The organism is Nocardia sp. NPDC023733 (genome assembly GCF_040639775.1).
Taxonomy (GTDB): domain Bacteria; phylum Actinomycetota; class Actinomycetes; order Mycobacteriales; family Mycobacteriaceae; genus Nocardia; species Nocardia rosealba.
Map to the genome: position 1 here is coordinate 72239 of NZ_JBFAAN010000010.1, position 21703 is coordinate 93941.

General features: G+C 65.6%; 23 protein-coding genes, 1 tRNA gene and 1 pseudogene. 9 read left to right on the plus strand and 16 right to left on the minus strand.

The window, feature by feature from the left end:
• Nucleotides 1–71: 71 nt before the first annotated feature.
• From AB0F86_RS27500 to AB0F86_RS27515, 4 genes are all read right to left on the minus strand, one after another.
• The gene (locus AB0F86_RS27500; RefSeq protein WP_225281304.1) at nt 72–494 is read right to left on the minus strand and encodes an HIT family protein; all 423 of its coding nucleotides are present in this window, start codon (nt 492–494) and stop codon (nt 72–74) included.
• A 79-nt stretch (nt 495–573) separates the two neighbouring features.
• The gene (gene purB / locus AB0F86_RS27505; RefSeq protein WP_181698723.1) at nt 574–1995 is read right to left on the minus strand and encodes an adenylosuccinate lyase; all 1422 of its coding nucleotides are present in this window, start codon (nt 1993–1995) and stop codon (nt 574–576) included.
• Between the two features lie 6 nt (nt 1996–2001).
• Complete coding sequence (locus tag AB0F86_RS27510; RefSeq protein WP_067492301.1) at nt 2002–2655, minus strand: TetR family transcriptional regulator; 654 nt, start codon at nt 2653–2655, stop codon at nt 2002–2004.
• Between the two features lie 112 nt (nt 2656–2767).
• Nucleotides 2768–3943, minus strand: a complete 1176-nt coding sequence (locus AB0F86_RS27515; RefSeq protein ID WP_133733948.1) for a pyridoxal phosphate-dependent aminotransferase — start codon at nt 3941–3943, stop codon at nt 2768–2770.
• Nucleotides 3944–4598: 655 nt separating this feature from the next.
• Here AB0F86_RS27515 and AB0F86_RS27520 point away from each other — a divergent pair.
• Nucleotides 4599–5390 (plus strand): M23 family metallopeptidase, encoded by a 792-nt coding sequence (locus AB0F86_RS27520; RefSeq protein WP_356986821.1) that lies wholly within the window; start codon nt 4599–4601, stop codon nt 5388–5390.
• A 4-nt stretch (nt 5391–5394) separates the two neighbouring features.
• Here the strand turns inward: AB0F86_RS27520 and purD are convergent, their stop codons facing one another.
• A complete protein-coding gene (gene purD, locus AB0F86_RS27525) occupies nt 5395–6669 on the minus strand; it encodes a phosphoribosylamine--glycine ligase (protein WP_181698724.1) in 1275 nt (424 codons plus the stop codon).
• 157 nt (nt 6670–6826) lie between these two features.
• Here purD and AB0F86_RS27530 point away from each other — a divergent pair, with 157 nt between their 5' ends.
• A complete protein-coding gene (locus tag AB0F86_RS27530) occupies nt 6827–7186 on the plus strand; it encodes a PH domain-containing protein (RefSeq protein WP_356986820.1) in 360 nt (119 codons plus the stop codon).
• Nucleotide 7187: 1 nt separating this feature from the next.
• Here the strand turns inward: AB0F86_RS27530 and AB0F86_RS27535 are convergent, their stop codons facing one another.
• The 4 genes and pseudogenes from AB0F86_RS27535 to AB0F86_RS27550 form a co-directional block, all read right to left on the minus strand.
• Nucleotides 7188–7781, minus strand: coding sequence for a hypothetical protein (locus AB0F86_RS27535; protein ID WP_356986779.1), 594 nt, complete (start codon nt 7779–7781; stop codon nt 7188–7190).
• Complete coding sequence (locus AB0F86_RS27540; RefSeq protein ID WP_356986777.1) at nt 7768–9132, minus strand: hypothetical protein; 1365 nt, start codon at nt 9130–9132, stop codon at nt 7768–7770. The genes AB0F86_RS27535 and AB0F86_RS27540 overlap by 14 nt, the downstream gene beginning before the upstream one ends.
• Complete coding sequence (locus AB0F86_RS27545) at nt 9129–9437, minus strand: hypothetical protein (protein WP_225281310.1); 309 nt, start codon at nt 9435–9437, stop codon at nt 9129–9131. The genes AB0F86_RS27540 and AB0F86_RS27545 overlap by 4 nt, the downstream gene beginning before the upstream one ends.
• Nucleotides 9438–9860: 423 nt before the next feature.
• Nucleotides 9861–10055: pseudogene (locus AB0F86_RS27550) on the minus strand (hypothetical protein); the annotation flags it as partial.
• Between the two features lie 261 nt (nt 10056–10316).
• On the opposite strand from AB0F86_RS27550, the gene AB0F86_RS27555 reads away from it, so the two are divergent.
• The 5 genes from AB0F86_RS27555 (at nt 10317) to AB0F86_RS27575 (ending at nt 14035) form a co-directional block, all read left to right on the plus strand.
• Entirely contained in the window at nt 10317–10742 is a 426-nt protein-coding gene (locus AB0F86_RS27555; protein WP_356986776.1) for an HIT family protein, read from the plus strand.
• Between the two features lie 246 nt (nt 10743–10988).
• On the plus strand, nt 10989–11510 hold the full coding sequence (locus AB0F86_RS27560) for a DUF3558 domain-containing protein (RefSeq protein WP_356986774.1): 522 nt from the start codon (nt 10989–10991) through the stop codon (nt 11508–11510).
• 28 nt (nt 11511–11538) lie between these two features.
• On the plus strand, nt 11539–11925 hold the full coding sequence (locus tag AB0F86_RS27565; protein WP_225281312.1) for a hypothetical protein: 387 nt from the start codon (nt 11539–11541) through the stop codon (nt 11923–11925).
• A gap of 32 nt (nt 11926–11957) precedes the next feature.
• On the plus strand, nt 11958–13283 hold the full coding sequence (locus tag AB0F86_RS27570) for a hypothetical protein (RefSeq protein ID WP_356986772.1): 1326 nt from the start codon (nt 11958–11960) through the stop codon (nt 13281–13283).
• Complete coding sequence (locus tag AB0F86_RS27575) at nt 13280–14035, plus strand: ESX secretion-associated protein EspG (RefSeq protein WP_356986771.1); 756 nt, start codon at nt 13280–13282, stop codon at nt 14033–14035. The genes AB0F86_RS27570 and AB0F86_RS27575 overlap by 4 nt, the downstream gene beginning before the upstream one ends.
• A 10-nt stretch (nt 14036–14045) precedes the next feature.
• Here the strand turns inward: AB0F86_RS27575 and AB0F86_RS27580 are convergent, their stop codons facing one another.
• The 7 genes from AB0F86_RS27580 to AB0F86_RS27610 all read right to left on the minus strand — a co-directional run bounded on the left by AB0F86_RS27580 (nt 14046) and on the right by AB0F86_RS27610 (nt 19846).
• Entirely contained in the window at nt 14046–14795 is a 750-nt protein-coding gene (locus tag AB0F86_RS27580; RefSeq protein ID WP_067640737.1) for an SDR family oxidoreductase, read from the minus strand.
• 151 nt (nt 14796–14946) lie between these two features.
• Nucleotides 14947–15621: a hypothetical protein gene (locus tag AB0F86_RS27585; RefSeq protein ID WP_356986770.1), complete on the minus strand. Its 675-nt coding sequence runs from the start codon at nt 15619–15621 to the stop codon at nt 14947–14949.
• Between the two features lie 89 nt (nt 15622–15710).
• The gene (locus AB0F86_RS27590) at nt 15711–17951 is read right to left on the minus strand and encodes a hypothetical protein (RefSeq protein WP_356986768.1); all 2241 of its coding nucleotides are present in this window, start codon (nt 17949–17951) and stop codon (nt 15711–15713) included.
• Between the two features lie 25 nt (nt 17952–17976).
• Nucleotides 17977–18294: a type VII secretion target gene (locus AB0F86_RS27595; RefSeq protein WP_356986766.1), complete on the minus strand. Its 318-nt coding sequence runs from the start codon at nt 18292–18294 to the stop codon at nt 17977–17979.
• A 178-nt stretch (nt 18295–18472) separates the two neighbouring features.
• Nucleotides 18473–18544: transfer RNA gene (locus AB0F86_RS27600), tRNA-Thr, on the minus strand.
• Nucleotides 18545–18670: 126 nt separating this feature from the next.
• Complete coding sequence (locus tag AB0F86_RS27605) at nt 18671–18907, minus strand: MbtH family protein (RefSeq protein ID WP_022565839.1); 237 nt, start codon at nt 18905–18907, stop codon at nt 18671–18673.
• Nucleotides 18908–19012: 105 nt separating this feature from the next.
• Nucleotides 19013–19846, minus strand: coding sequence for an alpha/beta hydrolase (locus AB0F86_RS27610; protein ID WP_356986763.1), 834 nt, complete (start codon nt 19844–19846; stop codon nt 19013–19015).
• A gap of 106 nt (nt 19847–19952) precedes the next feature.
• On the opposite strand from AB0F86_RS27610, the gene AB0F86_RS27615 reads away from it, so the two are divergent.
• Both AB0F86_RS27615 and AB0F86_RS27620 read left to right on the plus strand, forming a co-directional pair.
• Nucleotides 19953–20111, plus strand: a complete 159-nt coding sequence (locus AB0F86_RS27615) for a hypothetical protein (RefSeq protein WP_166655756.1) — start codon at nt 19953–19955, stop codon at nt 20109–20111.
• A 63-nt stretch (nt 20112–20174) separates the two neighbouring features.
• A complete protein-coding gene (locus tag AB0F86_RS27620; protein WP_181698763.1) occupies nt 20175–21701 on the plus strand; it encodes a trehalose-6-phosphate synthase in 1527 nt (508 codons plus the stop codon).
• Nucleotides 21702–21703: the final 2 nt, after the last annotated feature.

Consider the following 21703-nt stretch of genomic DNA (forward strand, 5'->3'; position numbering starts at 1 on the left):
CATTCGGCGATTTGGGCGTTTCTTCGGCAAACTTTTGGGTATGTATTGACCGCTTCGTCCGAAATCGCAGGTCAGCGGGTAAGAGCTCCCCGGATCGAGCCCGCGAGGTAGTCCAGATCGGCGCGGGCGGGCGAGGTGGGTCGCGCGCGCAGCCCGAAGCCGTCGCCGGGCGTGCGCGGAATGACGTGCAGGTGCACGTGGAATACCTCTTGGCCGGCCGTAACCCCGTCGGCGAGAAAGAAGTTCACGCCGTCGGCAGCCACCTCGCTGTCACGCAGAGCCGCCGCGATCCGCTGCCCCACCTGAAACAGCTTGCCGCCCAACTCCGGATCGAGTTCGGCAAGGCTCGGCGCGGCCACCTTGGGCACAACGAGCACATGGCCGGGCGTCACAGGACGAATATCCATGAACGCCAAGACATCATCGTCCTCGTACACCTTGGAAGCAGGCGCCCGACCGGCGACGATGTCGGCGAAGATCGTGTACGGATTCATCCGCGCACGGTATCGAAAACGCACGAGAGCCCGCCACCGCCGTCGCAGGGCGGGCAGTGGCGGGCTCACGCGCACGGCTCTACAGAATCGGCGAGGGCGTGTACCGCGCGGCCTCCGGGTTGGCCTCGACCAGCTTCTGCACCTGGGCGATCACCTCGGACACCTGATCAGTGGCCGCGCCGATGAACGCGGACTTGTCGGCCAGCGCCGCGTCGAGGGCGGCGCGGTCGAGCGGCATCCGGTCGTCGGCGGCGAGCCGGTCGAGCAGATCGGGTTCGCGCCCCTGCTCACGCATGGCGAGGGCGACGGCCACCGCGTGCTCCTTGATGACCTCGTGCGCGGTCTCGCGGCCGACACCGGCGCGCACCGCCGCCATCAGGATGCGGGTGGTGGCCAGGAACGGCAGGTACCGGTCGAGCTCGCGCGACACCACCGCCGGGTAGGCGCCGAACTCGGCGAGCACGGTCAGGAACGTCTCCATCTGTCCGTCGATGGCGAAGAAGGCATCGGGCAGCGCGACGCGACGCACCACCGAGCAGAACACGTCGCCCTCGTTCCACTGCGCGCCCGCCAGCTCCGCGGCCATCGAGCCGTAGCCGCGCAGCACCACCTGCAGACCGTTCACCCGCTCACAGGAGCGGGTGTTCATCTTGTGTGGCATGGCCGAGGAGCCGACCTGGCCCGGCTGGAATCCCTCGGTGACCAGCTCGTGGCCCGCCATCAGGCGGATCGTGTGCGCGAACGACGACGGCCCGGCACCCAGCTGCACCAGCGCCGAGAGCACGTCGTGGTCGAGCGAGCGCGGGTACACCTGACCCACGCTGGTGAAGACGTTCTTGAAACCGAGGTGGGTGGCCACCTGCTGCTCGAGGGCGGCGAGCTTGCCCGCGTCACCGTCGAGCAGGTCGAGCATGTCCTGGGCGGTGCCCATCGGGCCCTTGATGCCGCGCAGCGGGTAGCGGTCGATCAGCTCACGCAGCCGGGTGAGCGCGACGAGCACCTCGTCGGCGGCCGAAGCGAAACGCTTGCCGAGCGTGGTGGCCTGCGCGGCGACATTGTGCGAGCGGCCCGCCATCACCAGCGCCTGATACTCGGCGGCCCGCTCACCGAGCCGCGCGGCGATGGCGACACCGTGGTCGTAGACGTGCTCCAGCGAGAGCCGGATCTGCAGCTGCTCCACGTTCTCGGTGAGGTCACGGCTGGTCATGCCCTTGTGCACGTGCTCGTGCCCGGCCAGCGCGTTGAACTCCTCGATGCGGGCCTTCACATCGTGGCGGGTGACCCGCTCGCGCTCGGCGATCGAGGCCAGGTCCACGTGATCGATGACCCGCTCGTAGTCCTCGACCACCCCTGCGGGAACGTCGATCCCGAGCTGCGACTGGGCGCGCAGCACCTCGAGCCACAGCTTGCGCTCGAGCACGATCTTGTTCTCGGGCGACCAGAGCGCGACGAGCTCCGGGCTGGCGTATCGGGTGGCGAGGACATTCGGGACGAGGCTCACGAGCACTCAGTCTAGTTGCCTGACCCGTTCGCCCTGCTGGGGCATCATGTTGGGCACCACGGGCGGGGCCACGATGTCGATCATCTCGAGCAATCCGGCTCGGGCGGGGCGGCGCGGTTCGGGGTGTCCCTCGATCAGCGCGGCGACGACGGCACCGTCGACGACGGCGACGAGCCTGCGTAACTGCTCAGGACGCACCACCCGGTCGGAGCGGCGCAACACATCGGCGAGCAGGTCTTCGAGCTGGGTGCGTAGTCGTAGCTGCACCTCGCGCAGCTCGGGATGCCGCGCGGAGGCGACCGACCGCTCGTAGCGGGCGATCAGTTGCCCACGGGCGTCGAGATCGCTGTCGTCGGGGCCGACCAGCAGGTCGAGCACCAGGTCGACGGTCGCCTCGGTACCGCGTCGGCGGTGGCTCACGTCGCCGACGCGGCGGCGCATCGCGTCGAGTTCACGGGCGCCGCTGAACTCGACGGCGCTGGCGATCAGATCTTCCAGTGAGGCGAAGTAGTAGGTGGTGGACGCGAGGGGAAGATCGGCTCTCGAGGCCACCGAACGATGTCGCACGGCGTCGAAGCCGCCTTCGAGCAACAGTTCAGCCGCCGCCGCCACCAGAGCCTGGCGACGTCGTTCGCCTTTCGGAGTCGTCGCGGTGGTCACCGTGCCATCGTGCCAGTCATCATCAGTTCAACCGTGCGCAATCGTCATCGGGGAAACGCTGGGAATTCGGGATATCTGAGTTTTACCGTATCCCGGCACCGATGTGTTCGTACTAGGGAAAGTTGTTGGGGGACATCACCGTTGACAACCGGTCCAGCGCTGCGGAAATGTCGTTTGTGGCGCCTGCGAAGGAAAAGCGAATCGTGCGAAGACCGCGCTCGGTATCGAAGTCGAGTCCCGGTGCCACCGCCACTCCGGTTTCGGCGAGAACCCGTGCGCACCACTCCAGTGAATTACTGGTCAAATGACCGATATCCGCGTAGGCGTAGAAGGCACCGTCGGCGGGCGCCAGATCGGTGATGCCGAGCGCGGGCAAACCCTCGAGCAGCAACGCCCGATTGGTCGCGTACCGGCGCACGTGCCCGTCGAGTTCGTCCTTGGCCTCGGGCCCGAAGGCGTGCACCGCCGCGTACTGCGAGATCGCGGGCGGGCACACCGTCATGTTCGACGCCAGCCGCTGCAACGCGGGGCGCAGGTGCGCGGGCGCGAGCATCCAGCCCAGCCGCCACCCGGTCATCGAGAAGTACTTCGACACCGACCCGATCACCACCGCGTCGCGGGAGAACTCCCACGCCGAGGAGGTCGGCGTGCTCGCGCCCGCGTAGGTGATGCCGTGATAGATCTCGTCGGAGATCAGCAGCGTGCCGTGCGTTTCGCACCAGCGGGCGATGGCGGCCAGTTCCGCCGGGTCGATCATGGTTCCGGTCGGATTCGCCGGGCTCGCCAGCACCAGCCCCGCAGGCGGTTCGGGTAGTGCCTCGAGCATCGCCACCGTCGGCTGGAAGCGGGTCTGCGGGCCGCAGTCCAACTCGACGACCCGGCAACCGAGGGCGGTGAGCGTGTTGCGGTAGGCCGGGTAGCCCGGGCGGGCGACCACGACGGTGTCGCCCACGTCGAAGGCGGCGAGAAAGATCAGCGTGAACGCGCCCGACGATCCGGTGGTCACCACCACCTCGTCGGGGTGCACGTCGTAGCCGTAGGTCTCGCTGTGATGGCCCGCGATGGCCTCGCGTAGCGGCAGGATCCCGAACGTCTCGGTGTACCCGAGCAGCTCGTGGTCGATCGCCGCACGTGTCGCCCGCAGCACCGGCGCGGGCGCCTGCGTCGACGGCTGCCCCGCCGCGAGTACCAGCACGTCACCGTGCGACCTGGCCCGTTCGGCGGCCGCCTTCCACACGTCCATCACGTAGAAGGGAGGAATGGTCGACCGTAGCGATTCTGTGGACACCCGAGAGACGGTAGATCACCCGATCGCGCGCCTGCACAGATATGGTCGGCACAATGGCTCCGACAGCGAATACGCAGGCACCGACGCCACCGGAAGCGTGGCGCCGGGACAGGGTCGTGGGGGCGGTATGAGGCGGACCGAGGTGGACGGAGTCGCGTCGGGTGGGGTGCGCGAGCCTGCCGATGCGGGGCGAGGAGTCGTCGCCGATGCCGTGCCCGGAGCGATGGTCGATCGCGACACCGCGTCCGCCGATGCGAACACCACCGAGGAGGCGCACGGGATCGAGGCCTGCGACGTGCAGGCGAACGGTGATTCCACGCCACGCGGGACAAGGGCGAACGGCGATGTCGTCCCGACGGCGGGCCACGCCGCACGGCCGAGGGCGGGCTCAGACGGCGGTGCCGAGTCGGACAGCGATGAAATGGGGGCTGTCACACCGAACAGGTCGGGTACCTTACATACTCGCCGTTCGACCATGAACGGTCTTGTGCTCCGGGCGAATTGGCGCGAGCATCTACCTGCACAGGTGCCGGTGCGTGATCGGGTGTCGGCGTGGGCCGGCAAGCATCCGGCGCTCGGGGATATCGCGGCTGACCTGCGCCGTGGTGACATTCGGAAAGTGTTCTGGGAGCGGCCTTCTCGGCAGGCGACGGAACTGTGGTCGCGCAGGCCGAGCAGCGAGCGGGTGCGTGCGGTGCTCGTCGAGCGGCGTGTGCTCATCGCGGGCGTCGCGGTGGTCGCGGTGCTCGTGGCTTCGGACGGGCAGTTCAGCGGGCTCGTCGACCGGCCGCTCGCACCGGGTGAGGCCCAGCGGGTCGCCATCGCCTATCCCCCGCAGATCCCGCCCAACCCGCAGTCGGTGCGCCGCCTGCTCGTCGCCATCGACAACGGTGAGAAGCGCCGCGAGGCCGCGGTGGTCGCCGCGGCGGCCCGGGCCACCCTGGAACGCGCCAAAGCCGAGGCGGCGGCCGCGTCGTCGGGCCAGTGGCAGGACTGGATGGGCGAACGCGCCCCCGTGGTGCCGGGCGTCATGGTTCCCGGTGCGAGCACCCCGTCGACCGGCGGTTTCAGCCTGCCCGCCAAGGGCCTGTTCACCTCCGGTTTCGGCTCACGCTGGGGCACCATGCACCGCGGCATCGACATCGCGGGCCCCATCGGCAGCCCCATCTACGCCGTCGCCGACGGCACCGTCGTCGAGGCGGGCCCCGCCCAGGGCTTCGGCCTGTGGGTCCGCATCCGCCACGACGACGGAACCATCAGCATCTACGGCCACATGTACGACTTCTTCGTCTCCCCGGGCGAACGCGTCCCCGCGGGCATGCAGATCGCCCGCATCGGCAACCGGGGCGACTCCACCGGCCCCCACCTGCACTTCGAGATAGTCCAGAACGGCCAGCACGTGGACCCGCAGGCCTGGCTGGCCCTGCACGGGCTCAGCCTGACCTGACCGGCTACCGCTTCCGTTCCGGGACTACGACCTCGGTGGCGCCGATATCGGTGCGGAAATGGCTGCCGGGAAGCTTGATCTTGGCAAGACGGGCGTAGGCGCGTTCGCGGGCCTCGGCCAGGTCCTCGCCGATGCCGACGACATTGAGGACGCGGCCACCCGCCGAGACCAGCGCCTTGTCCTCGCGCAGGGCCGTGCCCGCGTGCAGGACGAGGGTGTCACCGTCGAGCGCGCCTTCCTCGGCGCCGGTGATCACATCGCCGGTGCGGGGACGGGCGGGGTAGTTCTCGGCGGCGAGCACGACCGTGACAGCCGAACCGTCCTTCCAGCGCGGCGGATCGACCTCGGCGAGGCGGCCGGTCGCGGTGGCGTGCAGCAGCTCGGCGAACGGGCTGTCGAGCAGCGCGAGCACCGCCTGGGTCTCGGGATCACCGAAGCGGCAATTGAATTCGACGACGGCCGGACCGTTGGTGCCGATCGCCAGACCGGCGTACAGCAGCCCGGAGAAACCGCTGCCGCGCCGAACCAGTTCGGCCGCAACGGGCTTCACGACCTCGTCGACGATCTCGGTGAGCGTCTCGGCGGGCAGCCACGGCAGCGGGGTGTAGGCGCCCATGCCACCGGTGTTGGGGCCCGCGTCGCCGTCACCGACACGCTTGTGGTCCTGCGCGGGCAGCAGCGGCACCACGGTCTCGCCGTCGACCAGGCAGAACAGCGAAACCTCCGGCCCGTCGAGGAACGACTCGAGCAGCACCGGATGACCCTGCTCGAGCAGTTCGGCACCGTGATCGCGGGCGGCCCGGCGATCGGCGGTCACCACGACACCCTTGCCCGCGGCGAGACCGTCGTCCTTGACCACCCAGGTGGGGCCGAAACGGTCGAGCGCGGCGTCCAGGTCGGCCGGGGTGTCGACGATCTCGCTGTGCGCCGTCCGCACACCCGCCGCCGCCATCACATCCTTGGCGAACGCCTTGGACCCTTCGATCCGCGCCGCGTCGGCCGACGGACCGAACACGGGGATCCCGGCCGCGCGCACCGCGTCGGCCACACCGAGCACCAGCGGCACCTCCGGCCCGATCACCACCAGGTCGGCCGCGACCTCACCGGCCAGCGCGGCCACGTCCTCGGCCGAGCAGGGATCGACCGGCCGCAGCTCGGCCTGCTGGCCGATACCGGGATTGCCCGGGGCGGCGATCACCGCCGTCACCGACGGATCCCGGCGCAGCGCCAGGACGAGGGCATGTTCACGGGCTCCGGAACCGATGACGAGTACGCGCACCGGAACAGATTAGTCGCGCCGCCGCGCGTCCACTCGCGACCCCCTGATCCCGACATCCGCCCGTCGACCACAGTTCACCCTGGCCGTATCGGGTCGGCTTGGGCCACAATGGATCCAACAGCGGAAGCGGGGGACGATCGTGGGATTGCTCGACGGCATGATGGGCAACGCGGGTCGCATCGACCCCGCCGCCGCCCAGCAGGAATACGCCAAACTGTTCGGCCAGGGCGAGCAGGTGTACGCCGCCTACCTGCTGGTCCGCGACGCCATGCTGTTCACCAACCGGCGCCTCATCATGATCGACAAACAGGGCGTCACCGGCCGCAAGGTGAGCTACCACAGCATCCCGTACCGCTCGATCACCCACTTCGCCGTCGAAACAGCCGCCACCTTCGACCTCGACGCCGAGCTCTACATCTGGCTCAGCGGCAGCCACGAACCGGTCAAGCAGCGATTCAACCGCCAGGTCGACATCTACGAGGTACAGGGCATCCTGTCCCACTACGTCGCCGTGTGAGTCACTTGTAGTAATACCAGTGTCCACCCAAGTGGACATAATTTGTATCACCACTACCGATTCCGTCCGGATTTCGGCCGGAGGGGATATAAACAAACCCGTTGCCAACACCCTGATAGCCCTTCGGAAAATGGAATTCGCATTCTCCATCAGGCCCGTCTTCTATACGATGGAATTCGTACTTCCCGATCAGCGCGGCAGGATCGCCGGACGTCGAATTCCTGTACTGGGCGCCCAATCTTTCACATTCGGCTGCGGCACGTTCCATATCACCTCGCGACATCTGCCAGCCGATTCGACCAGGTACATAGAACTCGGTCAGCAACACGGTGATGATCACGCACAACGGCAGAACCAAACTCCAGCGCCACCACCCCGAATACCGTATGGCAGAAATGATCGTCGACACGAGCCACACCATGATCGGAACGACAGCGGCCGCCCCTGCCCAAAACCTGACCTCGTCATCATCGAAAACCCTGAAGCACGCCCACAACAACCAGGCGCAGCTAGCGAGCGTTGCGACCGTGGCCACCGACATCGGAATTTTCCAAACCATCGGCAAAGGTGGCCGCTGGCGCTCAGACTGTTCCATCGTTATGCCGATACTCCGTATTTCCGTTCGCCGAGTTCTCATTCACCAGTGTGTAACGTAGAGGTGTCTGTTCGCCCGTGAATTTATCATTGACCGAGACTCCCATATCGGAGGTGAATCGGCTCCAATCGTCGGGCGGCATTGTCTGACACCCCGCGCTGGCGACGCCCTCCTTCTCCCCCGCCCCTTCCTCCCTACCGCAATGCCAGTACATAGTTTCGCCACCCCCAGCACGGACGTTCTCATTGAACAACCCGTCGTGATCGGTGTCGTACTCCGCTTCCGCTTTCGAACCCTCCGGCATCTTGAATACGTTTCCGTCGCCGACGCTGTCATGCTTGTTCTTGAACCAATTGTGCCCGTATTCATAGGACCCGGCGGGGAGTCGGCCGAGCTCCTTCTTGCCGTCCCCGTTCACATCAACCGCCTCATCTGTGTTGATGTATCTATTCGTCGGATCCGTGTTGGCTTTGTACTCGCTGACGTGCTTTACTCCACGTTCGTCAACCCAGAGTAGAACTGCCTTGTCGTCGTAAACCCCGTTTCCGCCGTTCGCGGCAGTATTCGTCTCCTTTCGAATGGCAAGCAAATTCTTCTGATCAACCCCCTCGTCGAAAGTTCCCCCATTTCGTTCGATCAGCGCCTTATAATAGTCGTACTTGGCGTCGACGATCTGCTGACCAGCCGAGGTCGGTCCTGGCGCCAGGACCTCTGGGTCGGAGACATTCTGGGGGTTCCCGGCTAGGAGCGTGATGGGAGAGTCGCCTTCAGGCAGACTTGCGAACGCCTTTTGGAGCGCCGTCTCGACCGCGACAGCTGCCGTGCGGGCGTTCTCCAACGCATTCTTGATTGCAACTGTGGACGCATCAGCATCGACCTGCAGCGCGCCAGCCGCAACGGAATACGACGACGCGTCGGGGAGTTGAGCGAGCAAGGTCTGGTGGGTAGTCGTCGATATTGTGACGGTGCCGTCATCGGCGACTTCGTATCCATTGGACTTCGCGGTATCCACGGCGTTCCTCACAGCGGTTTTCGCCGTGGTCAAGCTGGTCTCGCCCTGTCGCGCGGCCGTGGCACCATCTTGCAGCGCCACGATGAGGGTCTTGGTCGTGGCGCGGACTTCTTCGTGTTTGGTCCGCATCGCGTCGCCCGCGGTACCGGTCCAGTAGTCGTAGCTCGCGTCGACCGCCCGGGCTTTCGCGTCGTCGAATGTCGTCAGCTCCACTGCTTGCGCGGTCCATCTACTTCCCAGCGTGCTGAGACTATCGGTGTTCCATCCGAGGACCTGCGCGACTGTCAACGCACCAGCATCAGTTGCTGATTTCTGCTCCGATGGACTCAACGTGGTCATGCCAACGCCCCCTGGTTTGCGGCGATACCGCTCGCGGTGGTGGTGTCCTGGTTCTCGAACTCGATGACGGAGGTTGAGGTGCCGGTCGACAGCGCCTCGTACTCCGAGATCAAAGTGCGGGAGGCCTTGGACACTTTGGTGAGCGCGGTAGTCGCTACATTAGGAATGTTCGTGCCAGGCAGCGTGACACCAGCATCGCCGGTCTCGCCCTCGAACACAGTCGCCATGTCCGACTCTGCGTTGCCAAGCGTTGTCGCGAGTTCTTTCGCGCGTCCTGTATCCAGGCTCAGGTCTACTGCAGCCATGATCTTCTACTCCCCACTCTCGAGCTTCACCCATCCGTCGATGAGCCATCCATTGCGATTGCGTTCGCGGAAGTACAGTGTTTCCTCATCGACCACATCGGTTGGTTCGACGACCATGTCGCGATCGGGTTTTCGTGCTACGCGGGCCCGGTCGGTTGAGCGGGGACTGCGGGCGCGGCCTGTCCTCCGTTGCTGCGGCAGTTGTGTCTGCGCAGACTGCTGTGCCTCTACCACGTTCGCCGGTCGGTTACTCATTGGCGTGCTACTCACCGAAGGGCTACTCGCTGGCGGCTGCTCCGCCGACGGGGCGGCCAGACTATCGGCGACCGCTCGACGTCCCTCCCGCAACCGCGGATCGTTCCCCAAAGCCGCCACCGCCTCGTGCATAGCCAGAGCGGCTTGCGCCTGAGCCTGGCGATGCAGGTCGACTACCATCGCAACGACCTGTTGCGGTGTGAGCGCTTCCCCTTCAACGGTCAATTCAAGGCTGTGGAAGGTGCCATTGGCGCCGACTTCGGCCCGAAGCGCTCCGTCCGGGCTCGTCGCTGTGCCTCGCGCATCGTTGAGTGCGCGCTGAAGCTGTTCGATCTGACCAGAGACAGGATCAACATCTGGCAAGCGAATCTCCCCTCCATAATCGCGCCGCCAGTACTTTAATGCACGACCCTCGACCCGTCAGGCGATGCTCAGGGCCGATTCGCCATGACCCGCCCGACCATTCATGCGGCCCGATGACCACGTCTTCGACACCCAGCCGCGAATCACCCGAGCAGAGGCACGTCGCAGGTCGATGTTGGCGTGGCAGACAACAGCGGGAGGTGACCACTCGCCCTCGACGGCAGCAGGCGGGGGTGCCAAAGGGCAGATTAGGCTCGCTCTATGGCATCCGTTTTCAGCGCGATCATCGCAGGTCAGATCCCCGGCCGCTTCGTCTGGGAGGACGACGAATTCGTCGCCTTCCTCACCATCGCCCCCGTCACCCAGGGCCACACCCTCGTGGTGCCCCGCGCCGAGATCGACCAGTGGCAAGACATCGACCCCGACGTGATGGCTCGCCTCATGGCCGTCGCCCAGAAGATCGGCCAGGCCGTCCGCACCGCCTTCGACGCCCCACGCGCCGGCCTCCTCATCGCCGGCCTCGAGGTACCCCACCTGCACACCCACGTCTTCCCCGCCTACTCCATGGGCGACTTCGACATCTCCGGAGCCGACAACTCCCCCACCCCCGAATCCCTCGACGAAGCCCAGTCCAAGATCAAAGCCGCCCTCCGCGACCTGGGCTACGGAACCAACGTCCCCGCCTGATCGCTACTGGTGCCCGTGCCAACCCACGGGCACCGCCACGGCGATAACTCGGTCGCCGCCGATATGGACACCGTGGATACGGTGGGTGAGCGGCTTTACGTCGCCCCGGCCCAGCCGCAACGCTTGCGGGCCGCGGGAGGCTGACAGCGTCGGCCCGTCAACTCGAGGGGTCGGTCAGCAATGGAACCGAAGTGGGTCGGCGTGCGTCTAATGACATCGAGTGGTTCTGTGCGAAGAGGAGAGACGATGCGACTGGTGGGGATCGCCGTGGGGGTGGGCGTTGCGCTCGTGCTCTCCGGGTGTGGGCAGAGTGTGGACGGGCAGCCGGAGGTGAGTGGGGCTCCGTTGACGAAGGAGCAGTTGTTCGATCCGTGTGGGGTGCCGGAGAGTGCGTTGGTCGCGGCGGGACTGGACCCGGCGTCGAAAGACACCAACCTTTTCTCGGTCCCGCGGGCGGAGTGGAAGGGCTGCGCGTGGCGGGGCGGCGATCACTTCATCTCGTTCATGTCCACCGTCTACACCATCGAAGAGATTCGCGCTAACGATCGATACCACGACTTCAAAGATGTCACGGTCGGTGACCGAAAAGCCCTGCGATTCACCATCGGCGACGAAGCAGTTCCGGTCGAGTGCGAAATTGCCGTGGAAACGCAGCAGGGCCGCGCGCTCATCAACGCCACAAAGTTTGTCGACAGCAAGTCGACTATCGACCCATGTGTCCTTGCCGAGGATGCTGCCCCACACTTCATCGATTACGTCCCGCAGTAGACGCCCTCTGCCGAAAGGAGCCGATGCCATGACTAACGCTGCCGCACAAGAATTTCAGCGATTGGCTGGTGAAGCCGCCGGCGGGCGCTTGATAATCGAATCCGACGCTGCTGAGCGTTGCGCGAAGTGGTGCGAGGACTACATCACCGACCTGCGGACACTCTCCCTGCGCACCCGAAGAATGGTCGACGCCGACTCGTTCGGCGACCTCAATTCCGCAGGTACCCTCGCGAAGAAGTTTGCCGACCTCGCGGAAGGCGGGCCGGGAAGCGGATCCTACTTGGATGCGGTAACCCAACACATCGAGATCCTTACCCAAATGGCCGATATGTACCGCAAAGCCGGTGCCGCATTCAAGAACTGCGACGAAGCCTCTCAACTGGCGATCAAGCAGCAGACCAACAAGCTCGACTGACTACTGGGGGAACCATGCCGTTCGTAGCTTTTATGACCGGACTGTCGAATCTGCGCGCGGCCACGGATCGCGTCGGCTCGCTGTTCGATTCCGATATCGCGCCGGCGCAGTCCGAACTGGACGCGCAGGCCGACGGGAACAAGGAGCGGAACCGCATCTACGGCGAGAACCAGGCCCTGGCCTCGGGTTTCTCCGGTGAGTACACCCAGCAGGTCGTGCCGCCGGTGATGGAGACTTTCACCGACATGTCGCATTCCCGCATCATGCAGTTCGTCGAGTCGATCGACATCGGCCAGATGAGCACAAGCATTCAAGGCTGGACCCAGCTGGCCAACGACACGACGGCCAAAGCAACCGCCTTCCACGACAACATCAGCAAGGAGATGGAGCGTGGATGGGCGGGTAGCGCTGCCACTCAGGCACTGGCCAGCACCAAGGCGTATCTCGCCGATATCCACAAGGTCGATCAGGCCGCCAAGCTGATCGCCAACAAGATGGACGAAGCGCGGTCGGGCTTTCAGCAGGTGAAGTACTCGGTCCCGCACGAGTCCGACGACCAGGGCGACAGCAAATTGGGAATCCTGGTGTCAGTTCTCTCTCCCGCCACCGGGAAGGTCATCGATAGCGCCAGCGCCGGCCGGGCGGAAGCCGCGCAGGCCGCCGCCCGTGAGGTCATGCGAACCGTCTACCAGCCGGTTGCCCAGCAGTCCGACACCCAGGTCCCCAAGGTGCCGGGACCGTCCAAACCGCAGCAGGACAACCCGGGGAACGGCGATCCCGACGACGGCCCCGGCAGCGGAATCACCAACGGCGACAACAGCAACACCGGTGGAACCCCGGGTACGAACCCGGCAAACACGACCACCGAGCCGGAAGACCCGACAACGACCGAACCGGGCGACGACGAGGACAGCGGCGACGATTCCTCATCGTCGACGGAGGAACCCGCCGCCACGACACCCGAGGACACCACACCAGCCTCCACCCTCGCGACGAACCCAGCCGCAACCACGCCCGCAGGCACCGCCCCGAACGGCCTGGGCTCAGGCGGCGGCGCAGGCGCGGGTGCAGGTGCGGGCGGCGGAAGCCCGAGCGTTCCCGGCGCGGGCAGCTCGCTCCCCGGCGCAGGCGGTGCCGCCCCCGGCGCCGGAGCAGGCCAGAAGCTCGCCGCGTCCGCAGGCGGGTCGGCCGGCCGGGCGGGGATGCCCGGGATGGGCGGCATGGGCGCACCTGGCGCGCGCGGCGGCAAGGACGACGAGAACGAACACGGGGCTCCCGACTATCTGCGCGGCGTGCAGGAGGAACTGCTCGGTCCGGACCGGGCGCATGTCCCGCCGGTCATCGGTGGCGACGCATGACCGACAACTGGGAGCTCACCCAGTTCGAATTCTGGGTCGCCTGGGAAACTCTCGGCCGCGACCGCATGCCGTGGCCGTTGACCTTCACCGCAGGCGTGGAGACCCAGGCCGAGTTCGACCGTGAATGCCGCATCGCCGCCGACTCCCTCATCGCCAAGATCGGCGACGACGAGTCGCTGTATCACGCCCTGCACGCCTTGGCGCATCCGGAGATCCGCGTCGAATTGTTCGGTCATCGCTTCGACGGCCGGACCCGCATGGTCCGAGCGTGTGCGACGACCGAGTCCACCATCGGCACCGTCGCGGCTCAACTCCCCGGCCCCGAATACGGCCAGGGCGGCAACATCCTCATCTCCCTGCGCCCCGCCCACGCCGTGACCCAGCGGCTGATCTCCATCCTGCCGACGGTTCCGCCGGGCACAAGCCAGGGTTTCGACCTGCACCGCGACGAATTCACCACCACCCCAGACCCTTACGCCACCCGTCGTACTCCGGCCGAACACGCCCTGGCGTTCCTCAAACGCCCGTTCCGCACCTACGCCGAATTCCGCGTCGACAAGGGTCCCGCCCTGGACGGCTGGCAAGAAGGTGGCACAACACTCCAGGTCATCGACTACACCGACGACGGCCGCTATCTCCTTCGAGACGCGACCCGAGTCTCAGCCCACCCCCTGACCTCCGACCGCTTGAACAGCGAGCTCCAAAATCTCATCGCCCGAGCGGCCGCCGGCCAAAACCAGTCAGCTTGGTAGGCAGGCACTTTCACTGCGCGGTGTAGCCGCCGTCGACGAGGTGATAGCTGCCGGTGATGAAACTGGCGGCGTCGCTGGCGAGGAACAGGACCAGGTTGGCGACCTCTTCCGGCGTGCCGAGGCGGCCGATCGGGTGCTTGTCTTCCAGGAACTTGGTGGTTTCGGGATCGTCGGCCAGTAGCGGGGTGCGGATGTAGCCGGGTCCGACGGCGTTCACACGGACATTCTGCCGCGCGTATTCGAGAGCACCGTTCTTCGTCAGGCCGAGCAGCGCGTGCTTGGCGGTGACATATCCGGCGTATTCAGGATTTCCGACACTGGCGAGGATCGAGGCCATATTCACGATCGCCCCGCCACCGTTGGCCGCGAGCACCGGCAATTGCTCGCGCATTCCGTAGAACACGGAATCAAGATTCACCGCCATCACCTTGCGCCACCCCTCGATCGAATAATCACCGATCGCATTGCGCTCCCCCGTGATTCCCGCGTTGTTCACAGCGATCCCCAACGGCAACATCTCCTGCGCGGCCGCCACACTCCTTGCCACGTCCCCCGGATCAGCCGCATCCCCGGCCAGCGCCACCGCAGTCCCTCCGTTCACCACGATCTCGTCGGCAACCTCCCGCGCCGCCCCCTCGTTCAGATCGAACACCACCACCGACGCCCCGTTCCCCGCCAACCCGAGCGCCACCGCCCGCCCGATCCCCGACCCCGCCCCACTCACCACAGCCGACCGATGCCCCACCTCGTAAACAGCCACGCCGATCCTCCATCCCGTTGCTACCGCACCGATGAATCAGGACGAACTAACCGTTTCAGAGTAATCAGAAGGTCGGCCCGACGGCAGTGTAGAAGTAATGCGCGCCCTCCCGAAGTGAGAGGATCCAGCGCGAGCTCCCCGAATCCGCCTGTTACTCAGGCCATCCTGGTTCGGGTGGCAATTCTGGAAGCGCCGCAGGTTGCCTGAAGGGTTGCGGGTTGCGCAGCTCCAGAGGCACTGGATTCTCAACTGTGGCGCAAGGGTCGCTGCCCGCGCGCGTGGACCACTTCTCGGTGATGGTGGTGTCGCGCAGCACCCATCCTTCGAAAACATCGTCGGTGGGGTATCGCGCGGGCCCGGACAGCGTCGCCACCGTCGCTGGCCTGTCGGTAGCCCGCCTGAAGTCCAGCGTTGTCCAGTGTGGATTGAGGGCGTTCGCACCGAACGGCTGAAATTCGCGGGGCCCCCGCTGAGTCACCACCGCGTCGGCCCAGGTACAGACCCCCGCACGCCAACCACCGTCGGGTTGCTGATCGAGGTCGACGAAATGCGCGTACATTGTCCCGAAAGCTGGTCGATCAGCGGCGATGACTTCATGTCCGAACTTTCCGAAATACAAAGTCCTGCTGGTCTCGGCATTATCGAAAAATGCCCGAAATCCCGGATACGTTGTGTCGGCAACACCTTCGTGCAGGAAGGTTGTGTTGGTCGCCCATGCGACAAACGACGATTCAACGAATCCCCGGACAACTGCAGCGGGTGCGGACCGCACCTCGATACCCGGATCTGCCGACCAGCGAAAACTGACATGAAGATACTCGGGCAATCGGTAAGGCTCCGCATCCTTCGGTGAACAGCCGACGCACGTACCGACGAGAACTACCGCGGCGGCGCCCCACACTCGCGCCCACCCCATCACCGAGTCCCGCTCTCGCGGGGATCCTTCCCGTTGTCCCACTGAGCTTCGTACTGTACGAGACCGGGGAGAAAACGCATCATCGCACCATTGAACTCGACCAAATTCGTCTCGGGGGAATCTCCGTTCATCCGGCCGATGTCCTCGTACGACTTCAGTTTCCCTGTTGCCGGATCGAAGAATTGCCCGACGTCGGGGTCGTTACGATAGTCCGGTTGTCCGGATGCGAGCGACATCCCCTGCAACACGTTGTAGTAGCGCTCGGACGAGTTCCCCTCCGCGCTGATGTCGGCTTGTGGTCCGATCTCGGGCACCGATCCGAGGAGCCACGAACGCACGTGGGGAGAAGTCATCTTCCATGCCAATTCGGTACTGTCGTCGCCGATAATCGGCAATCGCTTGCCCGCAAAGGCGGTTCCCTCACGCACAGAATCGAACAACGCCTGCTTTTCCTTGAGCGCCTCGGCCTGGTCCTTGATACGGGTGTCCAACTCGAGTTGCATCCCGACCTGGGCTCCCTGATCGATCTTGCCTGCCCACATGCCAAGCGCCGAGTCCTGGCCACCGCTCAGCCCGAACTGCTGATTCAGCTGCGAAATCGCAGCATAGGCCGAGGTGTTGAAATTCACGGCCGTTTGGGGATTGGAATCCATCACCGCGAAGATATTGTTCACCTGATCCTGACCGAGTGCACTGAATCCACCGGTCTGCAGTAGTTCGGGTCGGACGCCGACCATATTCGGGATGTAGTTCGACATCAGATCGCCGAGTGCCCCGGTAATCTTGGGATTCGCCGAGCCGATCGACTCCACACTGCCGTCTATATGCAGCAGCTGATCCTTGTGGGAGCCGATGTATTCGGCGATTTCCCCGGCCGAGGCCCCCGCTTGCGAATTCAGATGCTGGTCATCCGACATCGCATGCGCATCGATGCCCTGCAACACGGCGGTGAGTCCCTGTTCTTGGCCCGCCCAGTTGTTGTCGAGCAATGCGCCGATGTGCTGTTGTGCATCGTAAGTCTGCCCCGGAGACACAGTTGCGGACATATTGTCGCCGGTCAGGAAGTCGTGAACCGCCTGATGGTCGCCCGATGCCGCCTCCAGCATCCGACTGGCGAGCTTGTCCGGATTGTCAGCGGTGATTCCGGTTTCGCCGACGGTGTTTGCCCCGCCTACGATTTCCGCCGCCTGTTTCAGAACACCCCGGTCCAGGTCGCTGCCTTGTGCGAGACCGTCGTCGCCGCGGTTCATCATCTCGGCGAGCGTGGTGAAATCATCGGCTCGGGGCACGGTGTCGCCGAGGTCGACGGGATTGCCGTGGCCGGAATCGCCCGGTTTGCCCTTCTGCAGCGGGCTCTCGGTGAGCAGTGTGCGGATCGGGGCCGGCAGCTGGGTCATGCCGCCGCGATCGGCAACCTGAGCGGTATCACCCACCATGCCCATTGTGGTGACCTGTGGGTTCGACATGAGCTGCAGTGCGTTGGCGACACCGGCGCTGACGGTGTTCTGCTGGCCCTCGGGCAACCCCGCACCGATCGCCGCGATCTGTTCGACGCTCTTGCCGTCCATCGAGCGCATCAGTTGCTGCAGGTAATCGTACTGTTCTTGGGGTAGATCCACCGGTCGCCCAGCGAGCAGGTCGGCACGCTGCTGCTCAGTGAGGGTGGTGGCGAGGGTCAACCGCTCGAGTTCCTCCGGCGTAGCTTTCCCACTCATGAAGTCCGCGAGGTCGCGTTCGGCGGTGGTCGGGTTGAGGCCCGCCGACTCGGGCGCCAGCGTGGCAATCGCGGTGAGAGCGGTACGGATGGCCTGTGCGCATGCCTCATCCGCCCAGCCGAGCTCCGCGGCGAGACGCTGCAACGACACCGTCTGATTGGCCGCTTCGTTGGCACGGACCGCATCGGGTGCGGCATTGGTCAGCGTTTCTGAGACATCCCACTGCTCGTGCACAGTGAAACTGTCCGCCTCGAGGTCTCGGACGGTTGTCTTCAGGGTCTGCACGATCGGCGCCATCGCCGCTTGCCCGGTGCGGCATGCGGCGGCCAGGTCGTCGAATGCGCTTGCCAGAACGCGCATCTGGGTCTGCTCGCGATCGGCGCGGGTCGCGGCGGCGGTGTACGCCTCGCCCGACCAGTCGAGCCCCGCGATCGTCGTGTACATCTTCGACGCGGCGGTGACGAGCCCTTGGCTGATCGAATCAGCTTGTCGCGCCGGGTAATCGAGGTCGATATTCCAGTACATGACTTGTGAACGGGTAGGCGCCATGTCAGCGCACTCCCGCGTTGAGGTCGCCTAGCGCACTCAGCCGGGTCGCGGTGTCGATATCAGTTTCCCGATAGGCGTCGGCGCTGTGCCGCAGCACGCTGGCGAGCTCGCTGTACCGTCCGGACACCACACGCAGGGCCTTGGTGCGGGCTGATTCGAGTTTGTCGAGTTCGGGACCGGTGAGCGAGCCCTGCATGAACGACCCGAGCGTTCCGAGCGCCCCAACACCCGCATCGAAGGCTGGTAAGCGCCCGATATCACCGACGACTTCGTCGATGGTCCCCGCCGCCGTCCTGAGTTCTTCTGGTGAGACCTGCACGCAACCCCCCGTTGCCACTGAATTCGGTCGAGCCTGGTGTTGGATGCTAGGCGCGAATCACCGCTCGGTAGAGGGGCCGATGGGGGTGTTCACCAGAGATTCTTCTCCTGGCCACGGCCGGTGAAAGGTGGCGGAGAAATAGAAGAACCCGACCTGATTCACAAGTCGGGTTTCTCGGAGCCCCCTGTCAGGATTGAACTGACGACCTTCGCTTTACAAGAGCGGTGCTCTACCACTGAGCTAAGGAGGCGGGTACTGATGTGCCCCGGAGGGCAGCGACCATCATAGCCGGACACGTCCGCCGCGTGACACCGAGTTCGGTGTCACGCGGGGACGCCCAGCGAGCGGTCCCGGCGCAGTATTCGGAAGGTACCGGTCAGGACTGGGCGCGGGCCGCATCGTCGGCGGCCATGGCGTCACGCAGGCTCTTGGGACGCATATCGGTCCAGTTCTTCTCGACGTACTCGACGCACGCGGCCCGGCTTTCTTCGCCGAACACGACGCGCCAACCCGCCGGGACCTCCGCGAACGCGGGCCACAGGGAGTGCTGCTCTTCATCGTTGACCAGAACGAAGAAGCGGCCGTCCTCGTCGTCGAAGGGGTTGGTGCTCATTTCACCTCACTGGATACTGGCGCTGTGTACGGGATCGCTGAGGCCGGCAAGCCCCGAGCGTTGTGTCGACCCTAGCAAGCCATACGTTACGCGTAGGCGGTTACCTCAGCTCGCGAAGAAATCGAGCAGGATCTTGTTCACGGCCTCGGGCCGTTCGAGGTAGCCGAAATGACCCGCGTCGGGGATTTCCTGGTACCGGGCGCCGGGGATGGCCTCGGCGACCTCGCGCGACAGGTACGGGGGGATCATGCGGTCGTCGGCGAAACCGATCGACAGGCAGGGCACGGTGATCGCGCGGTAGGCGGCCACGCGGTCGAAGTCGTGGTCCATCGCGCGCTGGGCGCGGATGCCCGCGGTGGCCGGTCCGCCGGTGAATTCGAACAGGTCGAGCCAGTCGCGGGCGGCGTTGCGGTCGGCCATGGTGGCGGGCGACAGGTTCATCACCGCCGTGACGGCCGCCTCGAACTTGGCGGGCAGTTGCACGCCCGAGGCGTCGAGGTCCTGCTCACCGGCCGACAGGGTCTTCTGGAACTGGTCGAGACGGCCGTGACCGGCCATGAACACGGCCTTGCGCACGAGATCGGGGCGGGCGAGCGCCAGTTCCTGGGCCACCCGCGCGCCCATCGACGTGCCTGCGACCAGCGCGGGGCCCTCGTCGAGGAGTTCGATGAGCGCGGCGGTGTCGGCGACCAGTTCCTCGATGCGCATACCGCCCGCGGCCTCGTAGGACGGCGCGATGCCGCGGTTGTCGAAGGTGCACACCCGGTATCCGGCCGCGACCAGCGCGGGCACCTGGTGCAGCTCCCAGACGCGGCCGGGCGAACCGGTTCCCATGATCAACACCACCAGCGGACCGCCGCCCTTGACGTCGGTGCCCTTGGTACGGTCGCCCTTGACCTGATAGTTCAGTGCGATGCCGTTCACCGTGGCCAGTGGCATGGGGAAACCTTTCGGTCGGGTTGACGAACCAATCCACGGTAACCGGCGCCCGATACTATTGACTACTCGCACGAAGAGCGTTGGAAAACCGGGAGGACGAACCACTATGGCCGCGAAGAGCACCGCCAACGACATCGCCGACGACGAGCTCGAACCGCTGGCCGACGAGACCGCTCGCCAGGCCCAGCGCGTGGTCGCGGCATATGCCGAGGACGCCGACGAGTGCCGCATGCTGCTGTCGATGCTCGGCATCGGCCCCAGCTGAGCAATCACCTACTACAACCTCAAAACGGCACCCTGCGACGCAAAGGATGCGTGAGTGGACCAGATGATCGATGAACAGTCCAACGACCGTCCGTCCGAGGAACCCGTGGCACCCTCGGGTGCGGGATCGGGATTCGTCGTCGTCGCCAACCGGCTCCCGGTCGACCTCGAGAAACTGCCCGACGGCACCACCCGGTGGAAGCGCAGCCCCGGCGGTCTGGTGACCGCGCTGGAACCGGTACTGCGCAGCAACAAAGGCGCCTGGGTCGGCTGGGCCGGGGTGCCCGATGTCGACGTCGAGCCGATCATCGAGGACGGGCTCGAGCTGTATCCGGTGCCGCTGTCGTCGCAGGAGGTGGAGGACTACTACGAGGGGTTCTCCAACGGCACGCTGTGGCCGCTGTACCACGACGTGATCGTGCGGCCCGTGTACGACCGGGCCTGGTGGGCGGCCTATGTGGAGGTCAACCGGCGCTTCGCCGAGGAGACCGCGAAGGTGGCCGCAGAGGGCGCGACGGTGTGGGTGCAGGACTACCAGCTACAGCTGGTGCCGAAGATGCTTCGCATGCTTCGCCCGGATCTGACCATCGGGTTCTTCCTGCACATCCCGTTCCCGCCGGTCGAGCTGTTCATGCAGATGCCGTGGCGCACCGAGATCGTCGAGGGCCTGCTCGGTGCCGACCTGATCGGTTTCCATCTGCCCGGTGGCGCACAGAACTTCCTGTACCTGGCCCGCAGGCTGGCCGGCCAGCCCACCTCGCGCGGCACCATCGGGGTGCGGTCCAAGCTGGGTGTGGTCCAGGTCGGTTTCCGCACGGTGCGCGTGGGCGCGTTCCCGATCTCGATCGATTCCGCCGAACTCGACGAGCACTCACGACGCCGGTCGGTGCGTGAGCGCGCGGCCAAGATCCGCGCCGAATTGGGCAACCCGAAGAACATCATGCTCGGCGTCGACCGCCTCGACTACACCAAGGGCATCGACATCCGCCTCAATGCCCTCCAGGAGCTCCTGGAGGAGGGTCGCATCGACCCGGCCGAGACAGTGATGGTCCAGCTGGCAACGCCGTCGCGTGAGCGCGTACAGAGCTACATCAAGATGCGCGGCGACATCGAACGTCAGGTGGGCCGGATCAACGGCGAATTCGCCCGTGTGGGCTACCCGGTGGTGCACTACCTGCACCGGCCGATCCCCCGCGACGAGCTGATCGCCTTCTTCGTGGCCGCCGACGCCATGCTCGTCACACCGCTGCGCGACGGCATGAACCTGGTCGCCAAGGAGTACGTGGCCTGCCACAGCGACCTCAACGGCGCCCTGGTCCTCAGCGAATTCACCGGTGCGGCAGCCGAATTGCGGCAGTCCTACCTGTGCAACCCGCACGACCTGGACAGCGTGAAGGACGCGATCGTCGGCGCCCTCGACGACGACCGCGACACCAAACGCCGCCGCATGCGCTCCATGCGCCGCCAGGTCCTCACCCACGACGTGGACCGCTGGGCCCGCGCCTTCCTCGACGCCCTCTCCCAGGGCAGTGTGGCCGGCTCCGCGCTACTCAGCGAGGACGACGACAACTACCCCGAAACCAGCCGTTAGGA

Bases quoted from the DNA above. Each gene is read 5' to 3' on its own strand.
- AB0F86_RS27540 (WP_356986777.1), bottom strand. From the start codon at position 9,132: ATGACCACGTTGAGTCCATCGGAGCAGAAATCAGCAACTGATGCTGGT.
- AB0F86_RS27555 (WP_356986776.1), top strand. From the start codon at position 10,317: ATGGCATCCGTTTTCAGCGCGATCATCGCAGGTCAGATCCCCGGCCGC.
- AB0F86_RS27610 (WP_356986763.1), bottom strand. From the start codon at position 19,846: ATGCCACTGGCCACGGTGAACGGCATCGCACTGAACTATCAGGTCAAG.
- AB0F86_RS27605 (WP_022565839.1), bottom strand. From the start codon at position 18,907: ATGAGCACCAACCCCTTCGACGACGAGGACGGCCGCTTCTTCGTTCTG.
- AB0F86_RS27500 (WP_225281304.1), bottom strand. From the start codon at position 494: ATGAATCCGTACACGATCTTCGCCGACATCGTCGCCGGTCGGGCGCCT.
- AB0F86_RS27530 (WP_356986820.1), top strand. From the start codon at position 6,827: ATGATGGGCAACGCGGGTCGCATCGACCCCGCCGCCGCCCAGCAGGAA.
- AB0F86_RS27620 (WP_181698763.1), top strand. From the start codon at position 20,175: ATGATCGATGAACAGTCCAACGACCGTCCGTCCGAGGAACCCGTGGCA.
- AB0F86_RS27575 (WP_356986771.1), top strand. From the start codon at position 13,280: ATGACCGACAACTGGGAGCTCACCCAGTTCGAATTCTGGGTCGCCTGG.
- AB0F86_RS27560 (WP_356986774.1), top strand. From the start codon at position 10,989: ATGCGACTGGTGGGGATCGCCGTGGGGGTGGGCGTTGCGCTCGTGCTC.
- AB0F86_RS27535 (WP_356986779.1), bottom strand. From the start codon at position 7,781: ATGGAACAGTCTGAGCGCCAGCGGCCACCTTTGCCGATGGTTTGGAAA.
- AB0F86_RS27615 (WP_166655756.1), top strand. From the start codon at position 19,953: ATGGCCGCGAAGAGCACCGCCAACGACATCGCCGACGACGAGCTCGAA.
- AB0F86_RS27565 (WP_225281312.1), top strand. From the start codon at position 11,539: ATGACTAACGCTGCCGCACAAGAATTTCAGCGATTGGCTGGTGAAGCC.
- AB0F86_RS27545 (WP_225281310.1), bottom strand. From the start codon at position 9,437: ATGGCTGCAGTAGACCTGAGCCTGGATACAGGACGCGCGAAAGAACTC.
- AB0F86_RS27570 (WP_356986772.1), top strand. From the start codon at position 11,958: ATGACCGGACTGTCGAATCTGCGCGCGGCCACGGATCGCGTCGGCTCG.
- AB0F86_RS27590 (WP_356986768.1), bottom strand. From the start codon at position 17,951: ATGTACTGGAATATCGACCTCGATTACCCGGCGCGACAAGCTGATTCG.